This window comes from Wenzhouxiangella sp. 15190, from assembly GCF_003417465.1.
In the GTDB taxonomy this organism is placed as follows: Bacteria; Pseudomonadota; Gammaproteobacteria; order Xanthomonadales; family Wenzhouxiangellaceae; genus Wenzhouxiangella.
The window spans coordinates 86740-109263 of the sequence record NZ_QVMV01000011.1 but is presented as its reverse complement, the minus strand read 5'-3'; the positions used below and the strand labels follow the sequence as shown (position 1 = coordinate 109263).

General features: G+C 63.5%; 18 protein-coding genes and 1 tRNA gene. 10 read left to right on the top strand and 9 right to left on the bottom strand.

Translation table 11 applies throughout. From position 1 onward, the window contains the following. Positions 1-60: 60 nt before the first annotated feature. Genes DZK26_RS03365 through DZK26_RS03345 form a run of 5 tightly spaced genes read right to left on the bottom strand, consistent with a single transcriptional unit; the run spans position 61 to position 5177 of the window. The gene (locus DZK26_RS03365) at positions 61-786 is read right to left on the bottom strand and encodes a sulfite exporter TauE/SafE family protein (RefSeq protein WP_220337128.1); all 726 of its coding nucleotides are present in this window, start codon (positions 784-786) and stop codon (positions 61-63) included. Continuing rightward, positions 786-1571: an SDR family oxidoreductase gene (locus tag DZK26_RS03360; protein ID WP_116898088.1), complete on the bottom strand. Its 786-nt coding sequence runs from the start codon at positions 1569-1571 to the stop codon at positions 786-788. The genes DZK26_RS03365 and DZK26_RS03360 overlap by 1 nt, the downstream gene beginning before the upstream one ends. Beyond that, positions 1568-2503 carry an SDR family oxidoreductase gene (locus DZK26_RS03355; RefSeq protein ID WP_116898175.1) on the bottom strand — a complete coding sequence of 312 codons (936 nt, stop codon included), beginning with the start codon at positions 2501-2503 and terminating at the stop codon, positions 1568-1570. Before DZK26_RS03355 ends, DZK26_RS03360 begins: the two co-directional genes overlap by 4 nt. Then, positions 2500-3405: a bile acid:sodium symporter family protein gene (locus DZK26_RS03350; RefSeq protein ID WP_220337129.1), complete on the bottom strand. Its 906-nt coding sequence runs from the start codon at positions 3403-3405 to the stop codon at positions 2500-2502. Before DZK26_RS03350 ends, DZK26_RS03355 begins: the two co-directional genes overlap by 4 nt. A gap of 23 nt (positions 3406-3428) precedes the next feature. Beyond that, positions 3429-5177 (bottom strand): thiamine pyrophosphate-binding protein, encoded by a 1749-nt coding sequence (locus DZK26_RS03345; RefSeq protein WP_116898089.1) that lies wholly within the window; start codon positions 5175-5177, stop codon positions 3429-3431. Positions 5178-5408: 231 nt separating this feature from the next. Here DZK26_RS03345 and DZK26_RS03340 point away from each other — a divergent pair, with 231 nt between their 5' ends. Next, on the top strand, positions 5409-8489 hold the full coding sequence (locus DZK26_RS03340) for an efflux RND transporter permease subunit (protein ID WP_116898090.1): 3081 nt from the start codon (positions 5409-5411) through the stop codon (positions 8487-8489). A gap of 17 nt (positions 8490-8506) precedes the next feature. Continuing rightward, positions 8507-9595, top strand: coding sequence for an efflux RND transporter periplasmic adaptor subunit (locus DZK26_RS03335; protein ID WP_116898091.1), 1089 nt, complete (start codon positions 8507-8509; stop codon positions 9593-9595). Positions 9596-9873: 278 nt separating this feature from the next. Here DZK26_RS03335 and DZK26_RS03330 read toward each other — a convergent pair whose 3' ends face one another. Then, positions 9874-11373: a winged helix-turn-helix domain-containing protein gene (locus tag DZK26_RS03330; RefSeq protein WP_116898092.1), complete on the bottom strand. Its 1500-nt coding sequence runs from the start codon at positions 11371-11373 to the stop codon at positions 9874-9876. Positions 11374-11640: 267 nt separating this feature from the next. Between DZK26_RS03330 and DZK26_RS03325 the strand changes: the two genes are divergently transcribed. From DZK26_RS03325 to DZK26_RS03310, 4 genes are all read left to right on the top strand, one after another. Further along, positions 11641-12024, top strand: a complete 384-nt coding sequence (locus DZK26_RS03325; RefSeq protein ID WP_181918373.1) for a DUF4398 domain-containing protein — start codon at positions 11641-11643, stop codon at positions 12022-12024. Continuing rightward, positions 12021-13085 carry an OmpA family protein gene (locus DZK26_RS03320; protein WP_116898094.1) on the top strand — a complete coding sequence of 355 codons (1065 nt, stop codon included), beginning with the start codon at positions 12021-12023 and terminating at the stop codon, positions 13083-13085. Before DZK26_RS03325 ends, DZK26_RS03320 begins: the two co-directional genes overlap by 4 nt. A 105-nt stretch (positions 13086-13190) precedes the next feature. Further along, positions 13191-13976, top strand: a complete 786-nt coding sequence (locus tag DZK26_RS03315; protein ID WP_116898095.1) for a cyclase family protein — start codon at positions 13191-13193, stop codon at positions 13974-13976. 63 nt (positions 13977-14039) lie between these two features. After that, on the top strand, positions 14040-14510 hold the full coding sequence (locus DZK26_RS03310) for a GFA family protein (protein ID WP_116898096.1): 471 nt from the start codon (positions 14040-14042) through the stop codon (positions 14508-14510). A 48-nt stretch (positions 14511-14558) separates the two neighbouring features. On the opposite strand, the gene DZK26_RS03305 is transcribed toward DZK26_RS03310, so the two are convergent. Next, complete coding sequence (locus DZK26_RS03305) at positions 14559-15692, bottom strand: alanine racemase (protein ID WP_116898097.1); 1134 nt, start codon at positions 15690-15692, stop codon at positions 14559-14561. Between the two features lie 190 nt (positions 15693-15882). On the opposite strand from DZK26_RS03305, the gene DZK26_RS03300 reads away from it, so the two are divergent. The 4 genes from DZK26_RS03300 to DZK26_RS03285 all read left to right on the top strand — a co-directional run bounded on the left by DZK26_RS03300 (position 15883) and on the right by DZK26_RS03285 (position 21068). Beyond that, a complete protein-coding gene (locus DZK26_RS03300; RefSeq protein ID WP_181918374.1) occupies positions 15883-17619 on the top strand; it encodes a diguanylate cyclase in 1737 nt (578 codons plus the stop codon). 102 nt (positions 17620-17721) lie between these two features. Beyond that, positions 17722-20421 (top strand): phosphoenolpyruvate carboxylase, encoded by a 2700-nt coding sequence (gene ppc / locus DZK26_RS03295; RefSeq protein WP_116898099.1) that lies wholly within the window; start codon positions 17722-17724, stop codon positions 20419-20421. Positions 20422-20532: 111 nt separating this feature from the next. Further along, positions 20533-20976: a TonB-dependent receptor gene (locus tag DZK26_RS03290; RefSeq protein WP_181918375.1), complete on the top strand. Its 444-nt coding sequence runs from the start codon at positions 20533-20535 to the stop codon at positions 20974-20976. A gap of 16 nt (positions 20977-20992) precedes the next feature. Next, positions 20993-21068: transfer RNA gene (locus DZK26_RS03285), tRNA-Thr, on the top strand. Positions 21069-21169: 101 nt separating this feature from the next. On the opposite strand, the gene DZK26_RS03280 is transcribed toward DZK26_RS03285, so the two are convergent. Both DZK26_RS03280 and DZK26_RS03275 read right to left on the bottom strand, forming a co-directional pair. Next, positions 21170-21763: a YceI family protein gene (locus DZK26_RS03280; RefSeq protein WP_116898100.1), complete on the bottom strand. Its 594-nt coding sequence runs from the start codon at positions 21761-21763 to the stop codon at positions 21170-21172. Beyond that, a complete protein-coding gene (locus DZK26_RS03275; protein WP_116898101.1) occupies positions 21760-22485 on the bottom strand; it encodes a CDP-alcohol phosphatidyltransferase family protein in 726 nt (241 codons plus the stop codon). The genes DZK26_RS03280 and DZK26_RS03275 overlap by 4 nt, the downstream gene beginning before the upstream one ends. Positions 22486-22524: the final 39 nt, after the last annotated feature.

Sequence of the window (22524 nt, the reverse complement as noted above, 5' to 3'; positions counted from 1 at the left end):
AGCCGATAGCGGGCAGAAATGGCTAAGGGTAAGTTTGGCGTGGTGGTTTATGCCGCAAGGTTAGCGAAGTATTAGTGCTGCCCCGGTGACGATCAGCATCACGTAGACTAGCTGCCGAAACCGCCGCTCGTCCAGGCGGTGGTGCAGGAAGTCCCCCAGCAAGTACCCGACGCCGAGAATGGGAAGGTACAGCGCTACTTTGGGCAACGCGGGAATCAGCGTGCCGTCAAACAGGAAAACAACCGTCAGCCCGGCGTTGAGACTGAACCAGACCGTCACCAGCGAGGCGCGCAGGCTGCCCTTGTTCAGTTTTGTGCCGGCCAGGGCGTAGACCAGCAGGGGGCCGCCGGAGGCGAACAGGCCGTGGGTGATGCCGGCGGCGAAGGTGAGGATGCGGCTGAGCCACTTGGGGTGTTTATGGGTGGCGACGTGGCGCCACAGGCGCCAGAGTTCGCGCAGGGCGAACCAGACGATCAGGCCGCCGAGCAGCATTTTGAGTAGATCCTCGCCGAGCCAGGGGCGCAGCAGGTAGCCGGCCGCGGTGCCTGCGGCCATCAACGGCAGGACGAGTTTCAACAGTAACGTTTTGTCGATGTGGTGGCGGTTCTTCCAGGCGATGGTGCCGGTCATGAAGATGTTCAGCGGCACCAGGATCGGTAGCATGGCCGAGATCGGCAGCAGCAGGGCGCCCAGGGCCAGGGCGATGACGATCGAGCCGAAGCCGGTGATGGCCTCGATGGTCGAGGAGACCAGGATGCAGACACCCAGCCAGATCCACGGCAGCATCAGCGCAGGTCTCCTTCGAATTTCCGGCGGATCAGTTTCAGGTACAGGCTCGGGCTGATCCGCCACAGCAGGCTGCCGATGCTCGACAGGCGGTCGGGGAAGAGCCAGCGCTTCCGCTTTTCGGCCGCGCGGACGATGCGTTGTGCCATCCAGTCGGCGTCGCGCTGCTTGCCGACGCGGCTCTGGGCGTGTCCGGCCGGCTGGCCGTCGTGGCCCAGTGCATTCGCCTCGATATCGGTCTTGAGAAAGCTCGGGTAGACCATCAGCACGTCGACGCCGTCGTCTTTGAGTTCCATGCGCAGCACTTCAAAGAACTGTGTCAGCGCGGACTTGGCCGCACCGTAGGCCGCGCGGCCGGGCAGGGGCATCCAGCCGGCCATCGAACCGATGTTGACGATCTGGCCGCGGCTTTCCCGCAACATGTCCAGGCAGGCGAGGGTGAACTCGATCGGTGCCTGCCAGTCGACCGCCATGACCTTTTTGAAAACCGCCGGGTCGGTTCGGTGTGCCGGCGATCGGTGGGTGATGCCGGCGTTGTTGATGAGAATGTCGAGCTGCCCGAATGCGTCGCGTGTGGCATCGACCAGTTCGGCGATGGCGTCGGCATCGGTGACGTCCATCGATCGGCTCAGCACGCGCTCCGGGGCGTCCAGCTCCCGCTCGAGATCTTTCAGTTTTTGTTCGTCGAGATCGGCCAGTACCAGTCGGTGTCCGGCGTCGAAGTAGCGCTTCGCCAGGGCGCGGCCCAGGCCCGCGGCCGCACCAGTGATCAACACGACCTTCATTCCGCCTTCTTGCCTATGGTGTGTTCGGCGAAGTAGTCGAAGGTCTCGGCCGAGGTCTTTTTCGGGGTGTAGCCGAACGCTTCCTTCAGGCGACGGTTGGAGAGCACGGGGCGATAGCGCAGGAAGTCGATCTGCTCAGGGCCGGTGGGCTTGCCCAGCCACCTGGCGATGCGCAGTCCGAGCTTGACCAGGCCGACGGGCAGGGCGAGCGTAGGCTTGCCCAGGCGGCGGGCGATCTCGCGCATATCCAGCGCACCATCGCCCGCCAGGTTGTAGACGCCCTCGGCGTCCTCGCGGATGCCTTTCTCGAGGATCTCGAGCACGTCCTCGTCCCAGATGAATACGAAGGGCGAGTCGTGGCCCTTGAGTACCAGGATGCGACGGGCGGTGAACAGGGCGGTGATCTGGTTGCGGGTGTCGGCGCCCAGCACGGTGCCGGGGCGCAGCACGAGTTGTTTCAGTTCCGGGTGGAGCTTGCGGTAGCGCGCAAGCATCTCCTCGATGCGGCGCTTGTGGTCGGCGTAGGCGAAAGTCTCGTTGCCCCGCAAGGGATCGTCCTCGTCGATCCATTCGGGATTGTCGGCGTGATAGCCGTAGGCCGCGCCGGAGCTGGTGACGGTCAGGTGTTTCACCCCAGTCTCGATGCAGGCCTGGACGACGTTGCGTGTACCGCCGACGTCGATGTCGAAATCGCGCTGGCGATCCCTCGAGGCCTGCAGCACGGAGGCCAGGTGGACGACGTGTGTTATGGCGTGGACGCGCATCACCTCCGCCAGGCTGCGTGAGCGGATATCAAGCACTTGCAGCGGAAAGTTCAAGTCATCGCGCTCGCGGATATCAGTGCCGAAGACCTCGAAATCATGGGCCAGGCGATTGCCGAGCTGGTGGCCGATGTAGCCGGCCGCGCCGGTGATGAGGATGCGCTTGCTCATGGCGCCTCCGCGGCGGCTTGCCGCGGTTCGGCCGGGGGCCGGCGAGCCCACCATTGCGACAGTGCAATGCCCGCGACGAGGTGCCACACGCCCCAGAAGCCGGCGATCAGCAGCATGCCGCCGGCTTCGGGAAAGAAGGTGAACAGGATCACCAGGCCCAGCCCGGAATTCTGGATGCCGACTTCCATGGTGACCGCACGACGGTCGGCGTCGGGGAGTTTGGCAAGACTGGCCATGCCGAAGCCCAGGCTGAAGGCGAGCAGATTGTGGCCGATCACCAGCCAGACGAAAGTCTGAAATTTCTCCAGGAAGGTATTGAAATTCATGGCAAAAGCGATGCCGGCAAAGGCCAGCAACACCAGCAACGAAAACGCCCGTAGGGGCTTCTCGCTCTTCTCGGCCAGCTTCGGCCAGTGCCGGCCGGTGAGCATGCCCAGCACCAGCGGAATGCCGAGCACCAGCACGACCAGTATCAGGATATTGCCCGGGTCGATCTGGATACTCGTCAGGTACTCGCGGGTATAGGGATTGAGCCAGCCGTAGAAGGCGAAGTTCAGCGGCGTGAGCAGGATGGCGGCCAGGCTGGAGACGGCTGTCATCGACACCGACACGGCGACCGAGCCGCGGGCCATGAAGGTCATGATGTTGGAAAAATTGCCGCCGGGGCAGGCGGCGATCAGGATCATGCCCAGAGCGATTTCCGGGTCGAGTTCGAGCAGCCAGGTCACCAGGCAGGTCGCCGCCGGCAGCAGCAGGAACTGCGCCACCAGCCCGGCCGCGGGCGCGACCGGCATCTTGATGACACGGGTGAAGTCGGCCGGGCGCAGGGTCAGCGCCACGCCGAACATCATCAACGCCAGAATAACGTTGAGCAGGATCAGGCTGTCGGGATCGAAACGCACCGGGAAAGTCTACCCGCCTTTGATTATCCCTTCGGCTCCTCGTGCATCTTCTTGAAATGCATCAATCCGGGGGCCCACATGTGCTTGACCGGGTCGACGTCGACGTGGATGACGGCGCAGTCGCCGTATTCCATGGCGCGCTTCAGGGCGGGTTTCAGGTCGGCGGCGTCCGAGACGCGCTCGCCGTAGGCGCCCATCGCCTCGGCCACCTTGTCGAAGGCGATCTCGCCCAGATCCGCCTTGATGGTCTCCTCGGGCTTGAGCGACTTGAACATCAGGGTCTTCAGGGGCTTGAGTGAAAACTGCTGATTCATTTTCACCATGCCCCACTGCTTGTCGCACAGCACGATGTAGACCACCTTCAGCTTGTTGCGCACGGCCGTCTCGATTTCCTGCGGATGGAAGCCGAAGGCGCCGTCGCCGATGATGCAGCACACCGGCTTGTCGGGCCGGGCCACGGCCGCGCCGATGGCCTGGGCCACGCCGGCGCCGAGCATGCCGAACTTGAAGGTCGACAGCACGCGGTTGGGCACGCGGGCGCGGTGGTAGAACATCGCCCAGATGGCAGTGTTGCCGCCATCGGCGACGATGGGTGAATCGGCGTCGAAGACTTCGTTACAGGTGGCGGCTACGTGCGCCGGGTGCATGGGTACACCGTCGTGTTCCAGTGCCTTGTTCCAGTCGGCGCGGTCCGATTCCATGGTCTTGCCGTAGCCGGTCACCCGCTGGCGGCGTGCGTCCATGTTGGCGACCTTGCGTTCGGCCAGCGCCCGGGCCAGGGCGTCCAGGAACTTGCCGATATCGGCCTGGATGGCCAGGTCGGCGGGCTTGTTCAGCCCCAGCATGCTGGCGTCGAGATCGACCTGGATGGTGGTCTGCTCGGCCGGCTTGCGCCAGTAGGGCGGCTTGCCCCACCAGTCGGTCTCGCCCACGCGCGATCCCAGGATCAGCACGATATCGGCCTCGTTGCGCACCTGGTGATTGAGCTTGACGTGCGGCATGGGCATGGCCAGCGGGGAGTCTTCGCCGATCACGCCCCTGGCGGCCCAGCTGGTGGTCACCGGCGCGTGGAGTTGTTCGGCCACGCGCTCGAGGGCGTCGAAGGCTTGTGCGTGGATCACCCCGCTGCCGGCGTGGATCATCGGTGCTTCGGCTCGGCAGAGCAGTTCGGCCGCCTGCTCGACCTGTTCCGGCGTGGGCGAGGCTGCCTCGGTGCTTCGGTACTGCTTCGGCTCCCACAGCGAGGGCAGGGACTTGAACTTGCCGTTCATAAGCGTCTCGGGCACGTCGACGTGGACCACGCCCGGTCGTCCGTCCCAGCAAGCGCGCAGGGCCTTGCGCATCAGTTCGGGCACGCGCTCCCAGGAAGAGACCGCTTCTGAGAACTTGCCGATCTGGCTGATCACGCCCGCCTGGTTGAAGCACTGGTAGGCGCCGCCGCGGTCGGGATACATGATCTCGGGCCGGCGCGCACTGGTGATGGCCAGTACGCGGTTGCCCTCGGCCTGCTCGACGACCAGGCCGGGCAGGATGTTGGCCACGCCGGGGCCGTTGGAGGCCATGCAAACGCCCAGCCGCCCGGTCAGGCGCGCGTAGGCGCCGGCCATGTGCGCCGCGCAGGTTTCGTGGCGCGGCGTGACGATTTCGATACCCAGCCGGTCGAGTGCCTCGTAGAACCCGAAGTAGGTGCCGTCGATGATGCCGAAGACCTTCTCGACGCCTTCGGCCTGGAGCATACGGGCGACCAATTCGCCGCCGTGGTGTTCGGCCATGCCTGTCCTTTTCGTGAGCGAGTAGCGCCAATGGCGCGGAAGTTTCCAATGATTCCAGTGTAGGCGATATTGCTTTCGAAGCGGGTTTGTTGTTTCCCAACAAAGGCTTGAAGCAATTCTTAAGCGCTTTTTCGGAATCATTCCGAATGCTTCGGGATGGTTTCAGGACTCGATGGGCAGCGATGCGGAGGATGGATCGCACATTCATCACGTCCATTACGGAATCGCGCCATGAACCTGTTCAAGCTCTCACATGCCAACCCGGTCGCCACGGTCGTCGTCTTTCTGATCGTCGCCATCATGGGCCTCGCCGCGCTGGTCAAGCTGCCGGTGCAGCTCACGCCCAATCTCGAGCAGCCCAAGATCACCATCCTCAATTTCTGGCGCGCGGCCGCGCCGGCCGAAATGGAAGCCGAGCTCGTGGAGCCGCAGGAGGAAGTGCTCGAGACGATCGTGGGGTTGGAGAGCATCAGCTCCTCGGTGCGCGCCGGGATGAGCATTACCACGCTGAATTTCCAGGTGGGCACCGACATGCAGATGAAACTCATGGACGTGATCAACGCCATGAACCAGGCCCCGCCCCGACCGCGCGACGCCGAAGAGCCGATGATCAGCCTGGGTGGGCTGGAGCAGCCGCTCGCCAGCTTGCTGATCCGCAAGACCGTTGAAGGGGCCGACGGTGATTTCACGGCCGACCAGGAGCTGATCCGACAGACCGTGGCGCCGGCGCTTCGAACCATCGAGGGCGTTACCAAGGTGGACCTCAACAGTTTCCGCGATCCGCAGCTGGAGATCGTGTTCGATCCCTATCGAATGGCCGCGCTCGGCCTGCAACTCGATACGCTCCTGCAGCGTATTCGAAGCGCCGGCAACGTCTCGGGCGGTTTCGCCTCCGTCGGCCGGCGCGAATATACGGTGCGCTTTGCCGGACAGTACGTGGCCGACGAGTGGGCGCAGATGATCGTCGCCTACAACGATGGCCGGCCGGTGCGGCTGGGCGAGATTGCTGAGGTGCGGCAGGGTCATGAGCGGCTGCGCGGCTTCGCCTACCGCGACGGCGACCCCGCTTTCTACATCCAGCTTTTCGCGGCGACCAACGCGAATACGGTCGAGATCATGACCGCATTGAAAGAGCGTATTGCCCGGGTCAATGCCGAGCATCTGTCGGATGCGGACCTCGAGCTGATTCTCAGCTTCGACGCCTCCGAGCACATCAAGCGCGCCATCGCCCTGGTGCAGGGCAATCTCGGCCTGGGCATCGCGCTGGCCATGGGGTTGCTCTACCTGATGCTGCGCGGCTGGCGGGCGACTGTGCTGATCGCCATCACCATTCCGTTTTCACTACTGGCCGCGTTGCTGGTACTCGACCTGCTCGGTCGCAGCCTCAACATCATCTCGCTGGCCGGGCTGGCCTTCGCCGTGGGGCTGGTGCTCGATGCGGCCATCGTGGTGCAGGAAAACATCGTGCGCCTGCTGCAGCACGGCAAGCCATTGAAGAAAGCGGTTGTGCAGGGCACGGTCGAAGTGGCGCCGGCATTGTTCGCCTCGACGCTCACCACGGTGGCGATTTTTACACCGATCGTGTTCATGCAAGGCGTGGAAGGGCAGTTGTTCTTCGATCTGGCGGTGAGCATGGCCGTGGCCGTATGTGCTTCCATGCTGGGCGCCTTCTTCCTGGTGCCGGTTGTCGCCGGCATTTTCCTGCAAGGCGGGGGCGACGCCGGCCAGCCGCCGCGCTTCTGGCATCGCCTGGCGAGGCGCTACCTGTGGCTGGCCAACACCGACTCGCGCGCGCTGTTGTGGCTGCTGCTGCTCGGTCCCGGGGCGGCGGCTGTGATCTGGGTACTCACCCCCGAAACGGATTTCCTTCCCGAGGCCAGGTGGGAGGGCATCATGACGGTGTTCACCGTGCCGCCGGGCGCCAGCTACGAAACACTGGAGGACGAGATCGGCCGCACGCTCATGCGCCGGCTCGAACCCTACCGCACCGGCGAGAAGTCGCCGGGCATTCGCGCCTACAACCTGGCCATGAGCGAGGGCGGCAAGGTGATGTTCGTCTACCCGGAGAACCCGCGTGAAGTGCATGAGGTGCTCGATCTCCTGCGCACCGAGATTCTCGCGGACCTGCCCGACACGCGTGCGTTCTCCTTCCAGTCGTCGTTGCTGAGCATCAACGTGGGCGGCAGCCGCTCGGTCTATATGAATTTCGCCGGCGAACTCGACGATGCCTCGCGCCAGGTGGCGGCGCAGACCATGCAGCGCATCCAGGCCGAGATCCCCGGGGCCGGTCTCCGTCCACTCCCCGGATTGAACGACGCGCAGCCGCAATTGGTGCTTGCACCCGACGACCATGCCGTCGCCCGGGCCGGCCTGAACCGCAACCAGGTGGCCGACATGGTGCGTGCCTCCACCAGCGGTCTGTACGTCGGCGAGCAGTTCGACGGCAGCCGGCGGCAGAACATCATCCTCAAGGCGCCGCCCTGGGCAAATCCCGAGCAGCTGCAGGCGGTGCCCATGGCCACGCCGTTGAGCGGCGTGCAGACACTGGGCCAGCTCACCCGGGCCGAGCGCCGGGCCGGCCCGACCCAGCTTCGCCGCTACAACGGCGAGCGCACCCTGACCCTGGCCATCACCCCGCCGGCCGATATGTCACTGGAAGCCACGCTGGAGAAACTGGCGCCGATCATGGCCGATGCGCAGGCGCAGGTCAGCCCCGGCATTCACTTGATGCTCTCCGGTGGTTCCGATGACCTGGCCGACACGATTGCCACCATGACCTGGAACTTCGCCTTCGCCGTGCTGGTGCTGTTCCTGCTGATGACCGCGCTGTTCCGTTCCACCCTGGACAGCCTGGTGGTGCTCGCCTCCATGCCGATGGCGTTGGCCGGTGGCGTGCTGGGGCTGTGTGCGCTCAATCTGTTCACTTTTCAGTCGCTCGACCTGCTGACGATGATCGGGTTCGTGATTCTCATGGGTCTGGTGGTCAACAACGCCATCCTGCTGATTGACCGCGCCCGACGCGGGCGTGCCGAAGGGCTTTCCGACGAGGAATCCATCCGCATGGCCGTCGAGACCCGCGTTCGCCCGATCTGGATGAGTACGCTCACCTCGGTGGTCGGCATGCTGCCGCTCGTACTCGTGCCCGGCGTGGGCAGCGAAATCTACCGCGGCCTGGCCGTGGTCATCGTCGGCGGCATGCTTACCAGCACCTTGTTCACCGTCGTCTTCATGGCATCCGCCCTGCGGATGCTGGCGCGGTTTCGCGCCCGCCGGGCCGACACAGCCATTGACTCAACTATTCAAACATCGTGAAAACAGGAGATTACGCAATGAATATCACGCAACGCTTTACCCATGTCATTTTCTTCGTTCCGGCCGCCCTGGCCCTGGCCGGGGCTGCCCTGGCCGCCGAACGGCCCGTGGTTTCGGTCGTACCGGTCGAGTCCGACGAGGTCAGTCCCACCCTGATGGTCACCGGCACCGTGCAGAGTCGCCACGACTCGGCGGTCTCGGCCGGTATCGCCGGCGCGCTGACCTGGGTGGCCCAGCCCGGCACGCGGGTCGCGAAAGGACAGGCGGTCGCGCGCCTCGACGATCGGCCCTTCGAACTGGCCGTGCGAGAGCTGGAAGCACGGCTGAACAAAAAGCACATCGAGATTCGCCGCCTGGAGCAGGATCTCGACCGTTACCGCCGGCTGCAGGAACAGCAGTCGATCTCCGCGCGTGAAGTCGACTCGCTCGAGGCCGACCTGGGCATGGCGCGATCGGACGCCGAACTGCTCGAGGTGGAAATCGACCGGGCCCGCCAGGACCTGGCCAGGACCCGCATCGTCGCGCCTTTCGACGGCATGGTCACCAGGCGCTTTCAGCAACAGGGCGAAAGCGTGTCGGCCACGCAACCGGTGGCGAAGCTGGTCAGCACCGAAGCGCTCGACATCCACTTCCACGGGCCGCTGGCCCACAGCGCGCTGCCGGCTGCATTGGGCACGCTGCGCGTTCACTGGGGCTCGGGCAGCGCCGAAATGGCCGTGCGGGCCACGGTGCCGGTCAGCGACGAGCAGTCGCAGAGCTTCCTGGGCTATCTCAGCGTGCCCGAGTCGATGGCCGCACAGTTCCGCATCGGCCAGTTGATCAGCGTGGCCGTGCCAACGGCACTGCCGTCGCAGCAGTTCATCGTGCCGCGCGACGCGCTGGTGCTGGGGGAAAAGCAGATCCGGGTGTTCGTGCTCGACGAGGAGGGCCGGGCGCGGGCCATTCCGGTCGAAGTCGGTGCCGACCACGGCGACTATGTCGGTGTGACGGGTTCGCTCGCCGCCGGCCAGCAGGTGATCGTGCGTGGTGCGGAGTCGCTTCGCAGCGGGGATCTCGTGACCGTTTTGTCGCCGGAAGAGTTTCCCGTGACGACGCTGAACAGCTAGGCACTCTGCCTGTCGTCCCGGAAACCGCGTTAGCGGTTGTCCGGGACCTCGCACCCATCGGCTGGCACTGAGTTGAGCCGTGCCGATCTGTGATGTGCGGGGTCCCGGCTCTACGCTTCGCGGAGCTTGCCCCGGACTAGATCCGGGGGCCGGGACGACAAGGGTTGGGGGCTTACAAGAAACCGTCGTCCCGGAAACTGCGCAGCGCAGGCGATGGAGGAAGGCCGGTTTTCGCCGTCAGGCGAAAGAAGGGCTTCCGGAATGCCGGCAGCGCGTGGTTATCCAGGATCTCGCGCCCTGTCGGAAGACTTCGAATCGCCTGCCGCAGCGGGCAGGCGATCGAGCAATTCGGCGAAGCGCGGATCGTTGCGCAGGGGCAGGTAGTGGGGATCGACGTTGACCAGCAGGATCTGAGGCTGGCGTTCGTCGACAGCTTCGTTGAGCCAGCGGAAGGCCTCGTCGGGCCGCCTGGCCGTGACGGCATACCGCGCCCAGCTCATGGGCGGAATGTAGTGCCCGATATTGGCCTCGAGGCGGTCATCGAGCAGGCGGCCGAATAGGGCGGCCATGCCCTGGTTTCGATACAGCGCAACGTATTGGTCGATTCTTGGCTGCTCCAGACCCGCATCGCCCATCAGTCTGACGAGTTGTTCCAAGGCGGCGTCATCCTCGCCCAGGAGCAGCGTGGTTCGATGCAGCATGCGCTGTGCGTAGTCCGATTTGGGCTCACTGTTGATCAGGCGGCGGGTTTCAGCCAGCGCACGCTCGAGCTCGCCGCGCATGTAGTAGACGTAGGACATGTTCTCGTAGCGGTACCAGCCCGGGTTGACCTCGCGCATTTCCTGCACGATGACCTCCGCCTCTTCGAATTCGCCGAGGGTGAGCAGAAACTCGGTGTAGTGCAGGTAGTTCATCGCATCGTTTGGATCGGCATCGATGGCGCGCAGGTAGGCCTCACGGGCGGGCTCGATGGCCCAGTCGGCCAGCAGGTGGAGTTGCGCCTTGCGACGCCAGGCGCGAGCATTGTCAGGATCGATCTCGAGCACGCGCTCGAGCAGGGCGCGGACTTCGTCGGCATAGAGTTCGATATCGAGGTAACCCTCGGCACCGCTCAATTCCAGCTTGGCTTCGGCAATGCCCAGATGGGCGGCGATATTGTCGGACTCTTCTTCCAGTACTTCCCGGAACTCGGCAATGGATTGTCGCAGTAACTCGGGCTGATCACTGTCGAGGCGCTCTTCGGCCTGTTCGAGTAGCCGGCCCACTTCGGCGCTGGATTGCTCCGAAAGGGATGATTCGTTGGTGGTTGGCGTAGAAGCCGGTTCGGGGGATCGGGGCTGGCTGACCCACCAGCCGCCCAGAGCGGCCACTAGCAGGCCCACGCCGACGATGCCGGACGACAGCCACCAGCCCGTCCGCGACCCGGCCGCTGCATAGGGCCGCTCCGGCTCGACGGAAAGGCGCCGGGTTTCCGGTAGCCAGATATAGCCCGTGCCGGTGACCGTGCGGATGTACTTCGGTGCGGCTGCGCGGTCGCCGAGCACGCGGCGAAGCTTGCTGACGGCCACCGACAGGCTGTCCTCGTTGACGATGCGGCCCGGCCAGATTTCCTCCATCAGCCAGGTTTTGGTCAGCACCTGTCCCGGCCGGCGGCAGAAGGCATGCAGCAGACCGGCGACCTTCTGCTCGAGGATCACGTCTTCGTCGCCCAGGCGCAGTCGGCCCCCGCGCGGGGCGAAAGTTGCGTTCTCAAAGCTGTATCGAACGGGTTTGTCCATGAGATGGCAGGCGGCCTGGCGGTGCAGGCGATTACGTGAAGGTAGAAGGAAGCAATGATAGTCCAGTGCCGCCTGTCATTTCTTTCGGCGTTACCCCTCCCTGGCCCCGCTATGTTCGCCGGCGTACATCATTTGTGCGCGAAACACTCCAGAGTAGGTCGGTAAGTGAGCATTCTCGCTGAGAGCATGCATCGCACTACGGTGATGAAGCCGAAAAGTACTTGTGGGGGCGGCCAGTCACCAAGTGTCCAAACCGGGAGAAAACCGATGAGTAGAGCACTGAATGGTGGGTTGATTGGCATATTGGCGTTGTTGCTGACCGCCTGTGCCACCCAGCCACCTGTCCCCAACGATCAACTTGCCGTGGCCCGCAACGCAATCGATTACGCGGTCGAGATGGGTGCACGTGACCACGCTCCCGGCGATCTGCAGCAGGCACGCGAGCATCTCGCGGAGGCGGAAAGGGCGATCGAACAGGGCGAAAACAAAATCGCCCGCCAGCTTGCCCTGGAAGCCGAGAAGATGGCGCGACTGGCAGACCGGAAGTCGCGGTCCGCTCGAAGTCGTCGCCAGGTGGAACAGCTGGAAGATACCGTCGAAGCATTGCGCGAAGAAATCGCCCGTGCCCGTGAGCAAGGAGGTTCGTCATGAAACGCGTCGATCTGAAATTTCCTGTTGTAGTGTTGATGATTGCCGGGTTGCTTGCCGCTTGTGCGACCACCCCCCAGAGACTGTCCGAACTGGAGCGCGCCGAAGCATCGGTGGAGACCCTGGTTTCCGATCCTCAAGTGCGCCGCTATGCGCCCGGTGAAATGCAGGAGGCCGAAGTATTGCTTGAACGTGCCCAGGAACAGTGGCGCGATGGTGCCGACCGGTCTGAGGTGCTGCATTTGGCCCAACTGACGGAAACCCAGGTGGGCATCGCGCGCGAATCGGCGGAACTCAGCCGCCTCGAGGCGCGCGCTGATGAACTGAGCAACCAGCGCGAAGTGCTGAGCCTGGAAGCGCGGGCTGCCAGGGCCGAACGGGAAGCGCAACGACTCGAGTCGGAGCAGTCTCGTGCCGAGGCTGAGGCCGCGCGTTCCGAAGCCCGGCGCATGGCGGAAGCGGCCCGGCGAGCCAGGGCCGAACAGGATACTCGCGAAGCCGAGATGGAACGGCGCGAAGCAGCACAGCAGAGCGAGATGGCGCAGCAAGAGGCCGCGGAGGAACGCCGACAGCGCATGGCTGCCGAAAGGCGGACACAGGAGCTCGAGGAAGAGGCCCGTCGCATGCGTGAGCAGGCCGACCGGCTGCAAAAGCAGATTGCAGAGCTGGAAGCGCGGCCCACCGATCGTGGACTGGTGTTGACGCTCGGCAGCGATGTGCTCTTTGACCTCGACAAGTACGAACTGCCCGAAGGTGCAGAACGTACCATTGATCAAATTGCGGAATTCCTCATGGCATACGAGGATCGAAAGGTACGGGTCGAAGGGTTTACCGATTCCACCGGCGCACGCGACTACAATCTGCGCCTGTCGGAGCGACGCGCCAGTTCGGTTCGTGATGCATTGGTCGAGCGCGGCGTGGACGAAGATCGTGTCCGGACCCGAGGCTACGGACTGGATTACCCGGTCGCGACCAATGAAACCCAGGCCGGCCGCCAGCTCAATCGCCGGGTGGAAGTGATCATCTCCGACGACGACGAGGACGTCCCGGCACGCACCGAGTAGACTGTTCCTGGTCCAGGCCCGCCGGCAGAACTGAATTGTCGGCGGGTGTGTTTGCTAATGTGGTGATGACATGTTCGTTGCCCGTTCCCTCTAGTGACCAGAGACATGCGGCGATTGATCGATCTCAGCCATACCGTCGAGGACGGCCTGGTAACCTACCGCGGCCTGCCGGCGCCGATCATGTGCGATTTCCTCTCGCGCGAAGACTCGAAGGAACACTACGAGGACGGCACCAGCTTCCATATCGGCCGCATCGACATGGTGGCCAATACGGGTACCTACGTCGATTCGCCGTTCCATCGTTTTGCCGATGGCAAGGATCTGTCCGAACTGGAACTGGAAAGCCTGGCGGAGCTTCCCGGGCTCTGCGTCCATCTTGAAGCAGACCTGTCGTCCCGGACCCCGATCCGACACCATCGAAAGGAACAACAATCCGTGTCGTCCCGGACCCCGATCCGGGACCTCCCGGAAGATGGCACCGAACTACAGGAAGTCACCCGCGCCATCGGGCCCGAAGCCTTTGAAGGTCTGGACGTCACCGGCAAGGCCGTCCTGGTCCATACCGGCTGGGCCAATCACTGGAACACCGATGCCTATTTCGAAGGCCATCCCTTCCTGACGCGCGAGGCGGCCGAATGGCTGCGCGATCACGGTGCGGCGCTTGTGGGTATCGATTCACTCAACATCGACGACATCGAAGACGGCGAGCGGCCCGTCCACACCACGCTGCTTGGCGCCGACATTCCCATCGCCGAACACTTGCGGGGACTGGAACAACTACCCGAAAGCGGTTTCACCTTTCACGCCGCGCCCGTGAAGGTGCGTGGCATGGGGACGTTCCCGGTGCGGGCCTACGCGGTTCTCGGCGGAATGGGGCCGCCGGCCGGATAGGCGGCGCGATCCAGCGTTACGATCACGAATGACGTTTGAGCATTCGGAAAGCGGAGGTCAGCCATGCTGCTGAAAGGATCCTGTCATTGCCAGCGGGTGCGCTTCAGCGTCGAATCGCCGCATCCCTATCCATTCAATCGCTGCTACTGCTCGATCTGTCGCAAGACCGCGGGCGGGGGTGGCTATGCCATCAATCTGGGCGCATTGTCGGAAAGCCTGAAGGTGGAAGGGCGTGAGCACGTCAAGGTCTACCAGGCTGAAATCGACGGCCGGAAGAGTTCGGGCGAGCGTAACTTCTGCGGCCACTGCGCCAGTGCGTTATGGGTCTACGATCCGAACTGGCCCGAGCTGATTCACCCGTTCGCCTCGGCCATCGATACGGATCTGCCCACGCCGCCCGAGCGGGTGCACGTGAAGCTTGACAGCAAGGCCAACTGGGTTGAGGTGCCCGAAGGCCCGAACGAGCGCCATTTCGATGACTTTCCTGATGAAAGTCTGGCCGAGTGGCACGAGCGACACGGGTTGACGCGCTGAGTGAAGGTCCCGGATAACCGCTTCCGCGGTTGTCGGGACGACAGTGCGCTACCACCCTCGACAGCGCTCCAGTCGCTCGATGGCCTGGCCGTCCGCGCCGATTAACCACATCGTCTCGAACTGTCCGGCGGTAGCGCAGGCGTGATTCGGCAGAACCCGCAGGCGCCGGCCGATCGGAAGTTGGCCCAGGTCCAGGGACTCCCCGTCGCGCCGGGCGAGGATGCCGTGTTCCTGGTTGGTGGCCTGGACGATGACTTCGGGTGACAGGAGACGGCCGATCTCGTCGCAGACCACGCCATAACCGCGGTCGATGGCCTGGTTGGCGGTGCCGCGGTCGCGCGAGAGCGACATCCAGCCGGCATCGATGATCGCCTGGCCCTCCAGTTTTCGATGACCGATGACTTCCGTCAGGACCGAAATGGCGATGTCGTCAATATCGCAGACACCCAGACCGGTCATGACCAGGTCCATGAACGCATAGACGCCGGCGCGTACTTCGGTGACGCCCGTGAGGTCTTCGGCGAACAGAGCCGTCGGCGTTGAGCCCACGCTGACCACCGGCGCACCGAATCCCGCTCCGCGCAGTTCCCTGGCCGCGGCCACTGCTACGTCACACTCCTGCCGGGCCATGCGTACCAGGCAGTCGCGATCGCGGCAACCGTACGAACCTCCTGCATGCACCATGACACCCGCGGCGGTCGCGCCGCCTCCATGGAGTATCCGGGCGGCCTCGATCAGAGACGGGTCATCCGGCCGAAATCCGGCACGGTGACCATCGGCGTCGATTTCCAGCAGGACCTGGAAGTCGGTTTCGTGCTCCGTGGCCGCTTGGGCAACGGCACGGGCTGTATCGGGATGGTCCAGGATCAGACTCAACTGCATGCCATTGGCGATCCGGTGGGCCGCTTCGGCAAGCTTGCCCGGCGCAATGCCGACGGCGTAAAGCAGATCATCGATACCGTGCGCAAAGAAATAGTCCGCCTCGGCCAGGGTCGAGACGGTGGCGCCTGTGGCGTGGTCAGCCATCATGCGACGGGCCAGTTCAATGTTCTTGACCGTCTTCAAGTGCGGCCGCAGCGGTACACCGAGCCGGTCGAGTTGCCGATTCATGCGCGCGACATTACGTTTGAAGCGTTCGTCTTCGATCAGGAGGGCGGGCGTGCTCAAGCTGGTTGGTGTCATAGCAGTATCGCGGTTTCATGGGTGCCGGCACCATGGATTATCGCTGTCAAAGCCGGTCCCTTGCAGCTGAAAAACCGTGGCTGCCCCAAACGTTAAAGCAAAGCGGTGACCGGCCCGGATGCGGTGAAACGGCCCGAGTCCCTGTAATATGGTGCACCAGGGATGCTCAAATTGCCGCCAGGAAAATCGAATGCAGGTGACGCCGCAACTCCTCGAACAGGCGCTCGAGCTTTCACACGACGCCGTGACCATCTTCGAAATCCGGAATGGTGGATCGGCTGCCGGCATCATTTACGTCAATCGCGCCTTCGAAACCATGAGCGGGTACGAGCGAGACGAGGTGCTCGGGTGCGCACCGGGTGTGCTTCGCGGGGAAAAGACCGACGCTGGGGACCTTGAGTCCTTCAGCGCAGCACTGGATGCTGGTGCATCCTGCGAGGGTGAATCCTGGTATTACCGGAAGTGCGGCAAGCCGTTTCTCATGTCCTGGGAGGCGAGCCCCGTACTGGATGACGCGGGGAACGTCAGCCATTTCGTGGTCGTCCAGCAGGACGTGACCGAACGGCGCAGGCGCCGTCGTCGAAGGCAGGATCTCGAACGGATGGTCGATCTGCAAAGGGAGGTTGTCAGCGGCGGCCTCGATTTACAGCGCGTTCGGCAGAGGATCGTTGAAGCTGCACGCGAGATCACCGGCGCGGATGCGGCGGTGGTCGAGGAGACAGAAGGCGAGGAAATGGTCTACCGTGCCGTGGCCGGAATTGCGGGAGAGGCACTCGGTATGCGACTTCCCATCGACGCCAGCCTGTCCGGGCTGTGTTTCCGCAGTTGCGAAATCCTGCGTACCGACGATACGCGGGACGACCCCCGCGTTGACACGGAGGCGGCGCTAAAGGTGGGCTTCGTCTCCGGAATACTCGTGCCCCTTGTCCACGATGGGCATTGCTACGGTGTACTTAAAGTCTATGCATCGCGGCCCGACGCCTTTTCCAGCGACGAGCGTCAGTTGCTGGAGATCGCCTCGGGCATCCTGGCGTCGGCGTTGTTCACCGCGGCCAGTTTCGAAAGCGAAGTCAATCGTCGGAGCATGCTGATCGATGCCATCCCCATTCTGGTGTCCTATATCGATCTCGATCGACGTTACCAGGAGGTCAATGCAGCCTACGAGGACTGGTTCGGCGTCGAGGCAAGCGACATCCGGGGGAAGTTCATGTGGGAGGTTGTCGGTGAAGCCGCCTATGAAACCATCCGCCCGCATCTCGATGCGGCTCTCAGTGGTGAAGAGGTGAGTTACGAGGCCGATATTCCCTACCAGAAGGGCGGTAAACGCACGGTTCTTGCACAATACCAGCCCAACCTCGATAGCAGTGGGAAGGTCGAAGGCGTGTATGCCGTGGTGCGTGACCTGACGTCCGTCAAGCAGGCCGAACAGGATTTCCTGACTGGACTGTGGAACAGGCGTAAATTCGAGGAAAAATCCGAGGATTTGCTCCGAAAGGCGTCGCGCTACCGCCAGCCCGTGTCACTGGTTCTGATCGATATTGATCATTTCAAGGCCATCAATGATTGCTATGGCCACCTGGTCGGCGACGAGGTTCTGAAAGTGCTCGGCTGGCACCTGGGTAATACGGTGCGGGGCGTTGATGTGGTCGGTCGTTGGGGCGGCGAGGAATTCATCATTCTCGCGCCGGAAACAGCCGCCGAGGAGGCGTGCCAGCTAGCAGAACGAATATGCAGCGAGATTCGTCGCCTGTCGTTTGAAGATGTTGACCATGTTACCGCCAGCTTTGGTGTGGCCCAGTGGATGGAAAACGAGGAATGGAGTCAGCTCATGGAGCGTGCGGATGGTGCGCTCTACAAGGCGAAGCGGGATGGCCGGGATCGCGTGATGGTTGCCCAGGGTTCGGTGGGTCCGGCAAACGACTGCTAGCGCAGGTGTACCGACTTTCGCTTATTTGTACCGATTCGACGATTGTGAATGCACGGGCGATTACTATTGCAAGGTCGCCCCCAAGGAAGAGCGCCAGCTATCATGAAACGCCAGGACATCGATTTTCCGCCCGAGCACCGGGCGCTCCGCGACGACGTCAGCCTGCTGGGCGCGATGATCGGGGAGTTGCTGCGCGAGCAGTGCGGTGATGCTCTGTTCGAGCGCGTCGAGACGGCCCGCTCGGCGGCGATTGCCCGACGGGTGGGCGAGGACGACGGCGCTCAGCTGCTGGCGCAGTGCCGCATCGACGATGCGGTTGAGGCCAGTTCGTTCGTGCGGGCTTTCGCGGCCTGGTTCCGGATGGTGAACCTGGCCGAGCAAGTGCACCGCATCCGGCGCCGGCGCGAGTATATGGCCGCCGGCGAAGGCGTGCAGCCGGATTCGCTATCCGATGTGTTCGAGAAGCTGGCCAATGAAGGGCAGGGCTGGGAGACGGTCCGCGAGCGCTTGGCCGATTTGCTGGTCGAGCCGGTGTTCACCGCCCATCCGACCGAGGCGACGCGGCGCTCGATCCTTGAAAAGGAGCAGCGCATGGCGCGCTACCTGGTCGAGCGGCTCGATCCGGGACTTTCGGAGAATGCTTCCAATCGCCTGGTCGATCGTGTGCGCATGGAGCAGACGATAGCCTGGCAGACGGCCGAGCAGTCGCGCTCACGCCCGACCGTGGCCGACGAAGCCGAACACGCTCATTACTATCTGGCCAATGTGCTCTATCGCGTCGCTCCGGTGCTGCACGAGAACCTGGCCGAGGCGGCCACCCGTGCCTGGGGCGTGGATCTGTGGCCCGGCGATCTCCCCTCCGTGCTGCGTTTCGGCTCCTGGGTGGGTGGCGACATGGACGGCAATCCAAACGTCACCGGCGAAACGGTGATGGAAACGCTGACCGAGCAGCGCCGCCAGGTGATCGGCAACTACCTCAAGGAAGTCCGTCGCCTCAATCGTCTGCTCAGTCAGACAGAAGGACGCGTGGGGGTTACTGCCGAGATCCGTGAGCGCGTGGCCGAGTATCGCCGGTTGCTGCCGCAGCAAGCGGAGGCCATTCCGAGTCGCCATGCCGATATGCCGTATCGGGAACTGCTCTACCTGGTCGAGGCGAGGCTGCGCGCCACCGTGGAAGAAGGTGAAGGCGCCTATGGTCATGTCGATCAGTTCGCCCGAGATCTCAAGCGTATTGCCGAGAGCCTGAAGGCCAACCGCGGCCGTCGCGCCGGGCTGTTTCCAGTCGGGCGGCTGCTCAGGCGGGTCGATATTTTCGGTTTTCACCTGGCCGCCCTCGATTTGCGCATCGACTCGGGCGACCTGCACGAGGCCGTCGCCGAATTGATCGACGACGCCGATTGGCCTGACCGGGACCCAGAAGAACGCACCCGGTATCTGACCGATGCCGTAGGTCGGGGTCACATCCCCGACGGACGAGACGGCGCCAGCCATCCTGTCTACAAACTGCTATCGGCAGCTGCCCGCGCCCACGAGAAATTCGGCGAGCGCGCGATCACCACGCTGATCATCTCCATGAGCCGTAATGCCGACGACATCCTGGCGGCGTGGTTCATGGCGCGTGCCGCCGGCGTGGATCGTCACCGGCTCGACATCGTGCCGCTGTTCGAGACCGTCGACGATCTGATCGCGGCCGAAGGCGTGATGAAGGGGCTGCTGGCACTGGACGTGTGGCGCGAGCTGCTTGCCGCGCGCGACAACCGCCAGACGGTGATGCTGGGCTATTCGGATTCCAACAAGGATGGCGGCATGGTCGCTTCGCGCTGGTCGCTGCAGGATGCGCAGCGCAAGCTGCTCTCGCTGTTCGAGCAACACGGCATGAAGGTCACCTTTTTCCATGGCCGGGGCGGTACCGTCGGTCGTGGCGGTGGCAAGACCCCGCGTGCCGTGCTGGCCGCACCGGCCGGTTCGGTCGGCGGAAGACTACGCATGACCGAGCAGGGCGAGGTGATTCATCGCAAGTACGGTCTGCGAACCATCGCGATAAGAAACCTGGAACAGACAACCGGGGCGGTGATTCAGGCCGGTTTCGTCGACAGCGACCCGGATTCCGAGGAAGGCCCCTGGCGCCGGGCCATGGCGCGCCTGGCCGAACTCTCGCGCGCGGCCTACCGCGACCTGGTCTACGGCGACGAGGCCTTCGGCGAGTACTTCCGCCTGGCCACGCCCATCGACGTGATTGAGCGCCTGCGGATCGGCTCTCGGCCGGCCTCGCGGGCGAAGAAGACCGGTATTTCCGGCCTGCGCGCCATTCCCTGGGTATTCGCCTGGGGCCAGTCGCGACAGGGTCTTCCGGGATGGTACGGTCTGGGAAGCGGGCTCGAGCAGCTGATCGACGAGCTCGGTTTCGAGCCGGTCGCCGAAATGGCGCACGAATGGTTGTTCTTTTCAAACCTGCTTGCCGACGCCGAAATGGCGATGGCCAAGGCCGACATCGGTATCGGACGCCGCTACGCCGAACTGGCCGGAGAACTGGGCGAGCGCTACTTTCCGACCATCGAAGAAGAGTTTGCCCGAACCCGTGAAATGATCTGCCGGGTCAAGGGCCAGGACGGCCTGCTCGACCAGGATCCCACGCTCAAGCGATCGATCCTGCTGCGCAATCCCTATGTCGATCCGATGAGCTTCACTCAGGTGGAATTGCTCAAGCGCTGGCGAGCCGGCGGCTCGAAGGACGAGGTCCTGGAGCAGGCCCTGATCGACAGCGTGCACGGGATCGCCCAGGGGCTGCAGAACACGGGCTGAGCCCATTACTCAATCAGGATTTAGCGATTTCACGTTTTCTTGAGCGTTCATGCAGGACTTGAGGGCTGCATGACGGCAGGCTGACAGCGAGTTTAACCGAGGAGTTGTGCAATGAAGCTGTCTGTCAATCGCGCCCACCTTATCGCCGGCCTGGCCTATGCCGCACTGGGCATGGGGCTGGGCATTTACATGGCCGCCGCCCAGAACCACGTCCAGCATGTCACCCACGCGCACCTGTTGCTCGCCGGTTTCCTGCTTTCCGTGATCTACGCCATCATTCATCGCCTGTGGCTGCCGGATCGCGACGGCTGGCTGCCGTGGCTGCAATTGGCCTTGCATCACGCTGGCGTGGTGCTGATGGTGACCGGCCTGTTCCTGCTCTATAACGGCCGATTCAGTCATGGCCAGCTCGAGCCGATCCTTGCCGGCTCGTCCATCCTGGTGCTGCTGGCCCTGCTGATGATGCTGGCCATGGTGATCAAAGCGGGACGAATCCCCGCCGCGGAGCAATTCCAGCCCCAATCGCATGGCACCGGCGGCGCAGAATCGGTATAATTCTCCGCTTGCCGGCGCCGGTGTAGCTCAGTAGGTAGAGCAACGCATTCGTAATGCGTGGGTCGGCGGTTCGACTCCGTCCACCGGCACCATGAATATCGAAGGAGCCCCGTCACTCGACGGGGCTTTTTCGTATCCAGAGTTCCACGCATTACGAATGCGCGGGTCAGTCACCGCGCTTCAGGGCGGGGCTTTACTGCCGGTTCGCTTCGAATTCGAAGATCAGTTCGACTTCATCGCCGACGAGATCGCCCTCGACGCCGTAGGTCATGCCCCACTCGCTGCGCTTTATGGTGGTGCGTGCAGAGACGCCGAGTGTTTGTTTTCCGTGTCCCATGGGATATTCGCCGGACTTGTTGATGGTCACATCCAGCTCGACCGGTTGCGTCTGTCCCAGCAGGGTGAGATCGCCGACGAGTGTGCCATTTTTGTCGCTTTTCGGGCGCCACTCGGTTGCCTCGAAGCGGATCGTCTCGTGATCGTCGGCATCCAGGAAGTCGTCGTTGCGCAGGTGCTCGTCGCGTTTTTCGTGGTTGGTGAACACGCTGTCGGCCTGGATGATCACTTCGCCTTCGTTCAGTTCGTTGGCTGACTCGTTGTAGACGAAGCTGCCCTTGGCTTCGAGGAACTGGCCCAGCGTGTCGGCGTAACCGACATGCTCCACCAGGAAGCCGACGGAAAAGTGATCTTCGTCGATCTGGTACTCGACCGGCTCGCCGAAGGATGGGTTCGAGAGTCCGAGGGCAAGCGCGGCCAGCGTGCAACGGATAATAGGTGTCGTATTCATGAGATTCTCCAATCGGGATGTTCCGTGGGCCGGCGGTTTCTGAACAGCCAGGCGATGTCGATGGTGAAGGAAGCGCAAAGCGCCAGCAGTGCGACGGCCAGGAGGGTCAATCGCAGGGGTTCGGTGACGATCGGCAAAAGGGCGATCGGCAGTACACTGACCTGGACCACGCAGACCAGTTTGCGGCGGAAGCTGTCGGGGAGTGGTTTAGACAGCCAGGGCCAGATCAGCGCGCCGGCGAGGAAAGCCGGGCGCATCAGTCCGATGGCCAGCACCCAGGCCGGCGCCAGGCCGGAAAGCCAGAGTCCGGCGCACAGCACGAGGATGAGTGCGGCGTCGGTTTCCATGTCGAAACGCGCGCCGAAGGCGCTGGACTCACCCTTGCGCCTGGCCAGCCAGCCGTCGATACCGTCCAGTGACAGCGAGATCAGCGTCAGGCCCACGATCATGCCCGCTTGCTCGATGAAGAGACCGGGCTGAACGAGGGCCCCGGCGAGGGCGCAGGTGATCGTGGCGCGCAGCAGGGTGACCCGGTTGGCCCAGCCGAGATCGTGCTTGTCGGGAAGCGCCAGCATCAGGATCGAAGCGACGACGGCAAAGACCGACACAGCCACTGCCGTGACTTGCCAGATCGGGCCGGACGGGGGCGTAAGCAGCACTGCGAGTCCACCCGCAGCCAGCGCTCCGGCAGTCAGTTCCGCTTTGATCACAGGACTTGTCATCGCAAGCTGCTCGCTTGTCTTACCACCTGATCATCTCAC

What these genes read in the sequence shown, in the direction of transcription:
- DZK26_RS03365 (WP_220337128.1), bottom strand. Translation starts at nt 786, where the DNA reads ATGCTGCCGTGGATCTGGCTGGGTGTCTGCATCCTGGTCTCCTCGACC.
- DZK26_RS03360 (WP_116898088.1), bottom strand. Translation starts at nt 1,571, where the DNA reads ATGAAGGTCGTGTTGATCACTGGTGCGGCCGCGGGCCTGGGCCGCGCC.
- DZK26_RS03355 (WP_116898175.1), bottom strand. Translation starts at nt 2,503, where the DNA reads ATGAGCAAGCGCATCCTCATCACCGGCGCGGCCGGCTACATCGGCCAC.
- DZK26_RS03345 (WP_116898089.1), bottom strand. Translation starts at nt 5,177, where the DNA reads ATGGCCGAACACCACGGCGGCGAATTGGTCGCCCGTATGCTCCAGGCC.
- DZK26_RS03340 (WP_116898090.1), top strand. Translation starts at nt 5,409, where the DNA reads ATGAACCTGTTCAAGCTCTCACATGCCAACCCGGTCGCCACGGTCGTC.
- DZK26_RS03335 (WP_116898091.1), top strand. Translation starts at nt 8,507, where the DNA reads ATGAATATCACGCAACGCTTTACCCATGTCATTTTCTTCGTTCCGGCC.
- DZK26_RS03330 (WP_116898092.1), bottom strand. Translation starts at nt 11,373, where the DNA reads ATGGACAAACCCGTTCGATACAGCTTTGAGAACGCAACTTTCGCCCCG.
- DZK26_RS03325 (WP_181918373.1), top strand. Translation starts at nt 11,641, where the DNA reads ATGAGTAGAGCACTGAATGGTGGGTTGATTGGCATATTGGCGTTGTTG.
- DZK26_RS03320 (WP_116898094.1), top strand. Translation starts at nt 12,021, where the DNA reads ATGAAACGCGTCGATCTGAAATTTCCTGTTGTAGTGTTGATGATTGCC.
- DZK26_RS03315 (WP_116898095.1), top strand. Translation starts at nt 13,191, where the DNA reads ATGCGGCGATTGATCGATCTCAGCCATACCGTCGAGGACGGCCTGGTA.
- DZK26_RS03310 (WP_116898096.1), top strand. Translation starts at nt 14,040, where the DNA reads ATGCTGCTGAAAGGATCCTGTCATTGCCAGCGGGTGCGCTTCAGCGTC.
- DZK26_RS03305 (WP_116898097.1), bottom strand. Translation starts at nt 15,692, where the DNA reads ATGACACCAACCAGCTTGAGCACGCCCGCCCTCCTGATCGAAGACGAA.
- DZK26_RS03300 (WP_181918374.1), top strand. Translation starts at nt 15,883, where the DNA reads ATGCAGGTGACGCCGCAACTCCTCGAACAGGCGCTCGAGCTTTCACAC.
- ppc (WP_116898099.1), top strand. Translation starts at nt 17,722, where the DNA reads ATGAAACGCCAGGACATCGATTTTCCGCCCGAGCACCGGGCGCTCCGC.
- DZK26_RS03290 (WP_181918375.1), top strand. Translation starts at nt 20,533, where the DNA reads ATGAAGCTGTCTGTCAATCGCGCCCACCTTATCGCCGGCCTGGCCTAT.
- DZK26_RS03280 (WP_116898100.1), bottom strand. Translation starts at nt 21,763, where the DNA reads ATGAATACGACACCTATTATCCGTTGCACGCTGGCCGCGCTTGCCCTC.
- DZK26_RS03275 (WP_116898101.1), bottom strand. Translation starts at nt 22,485, where the DNA reads ATGACAAGTCCTGTGATCAAAGCGGAACTGACTGCCGGAGCGCTGGCT.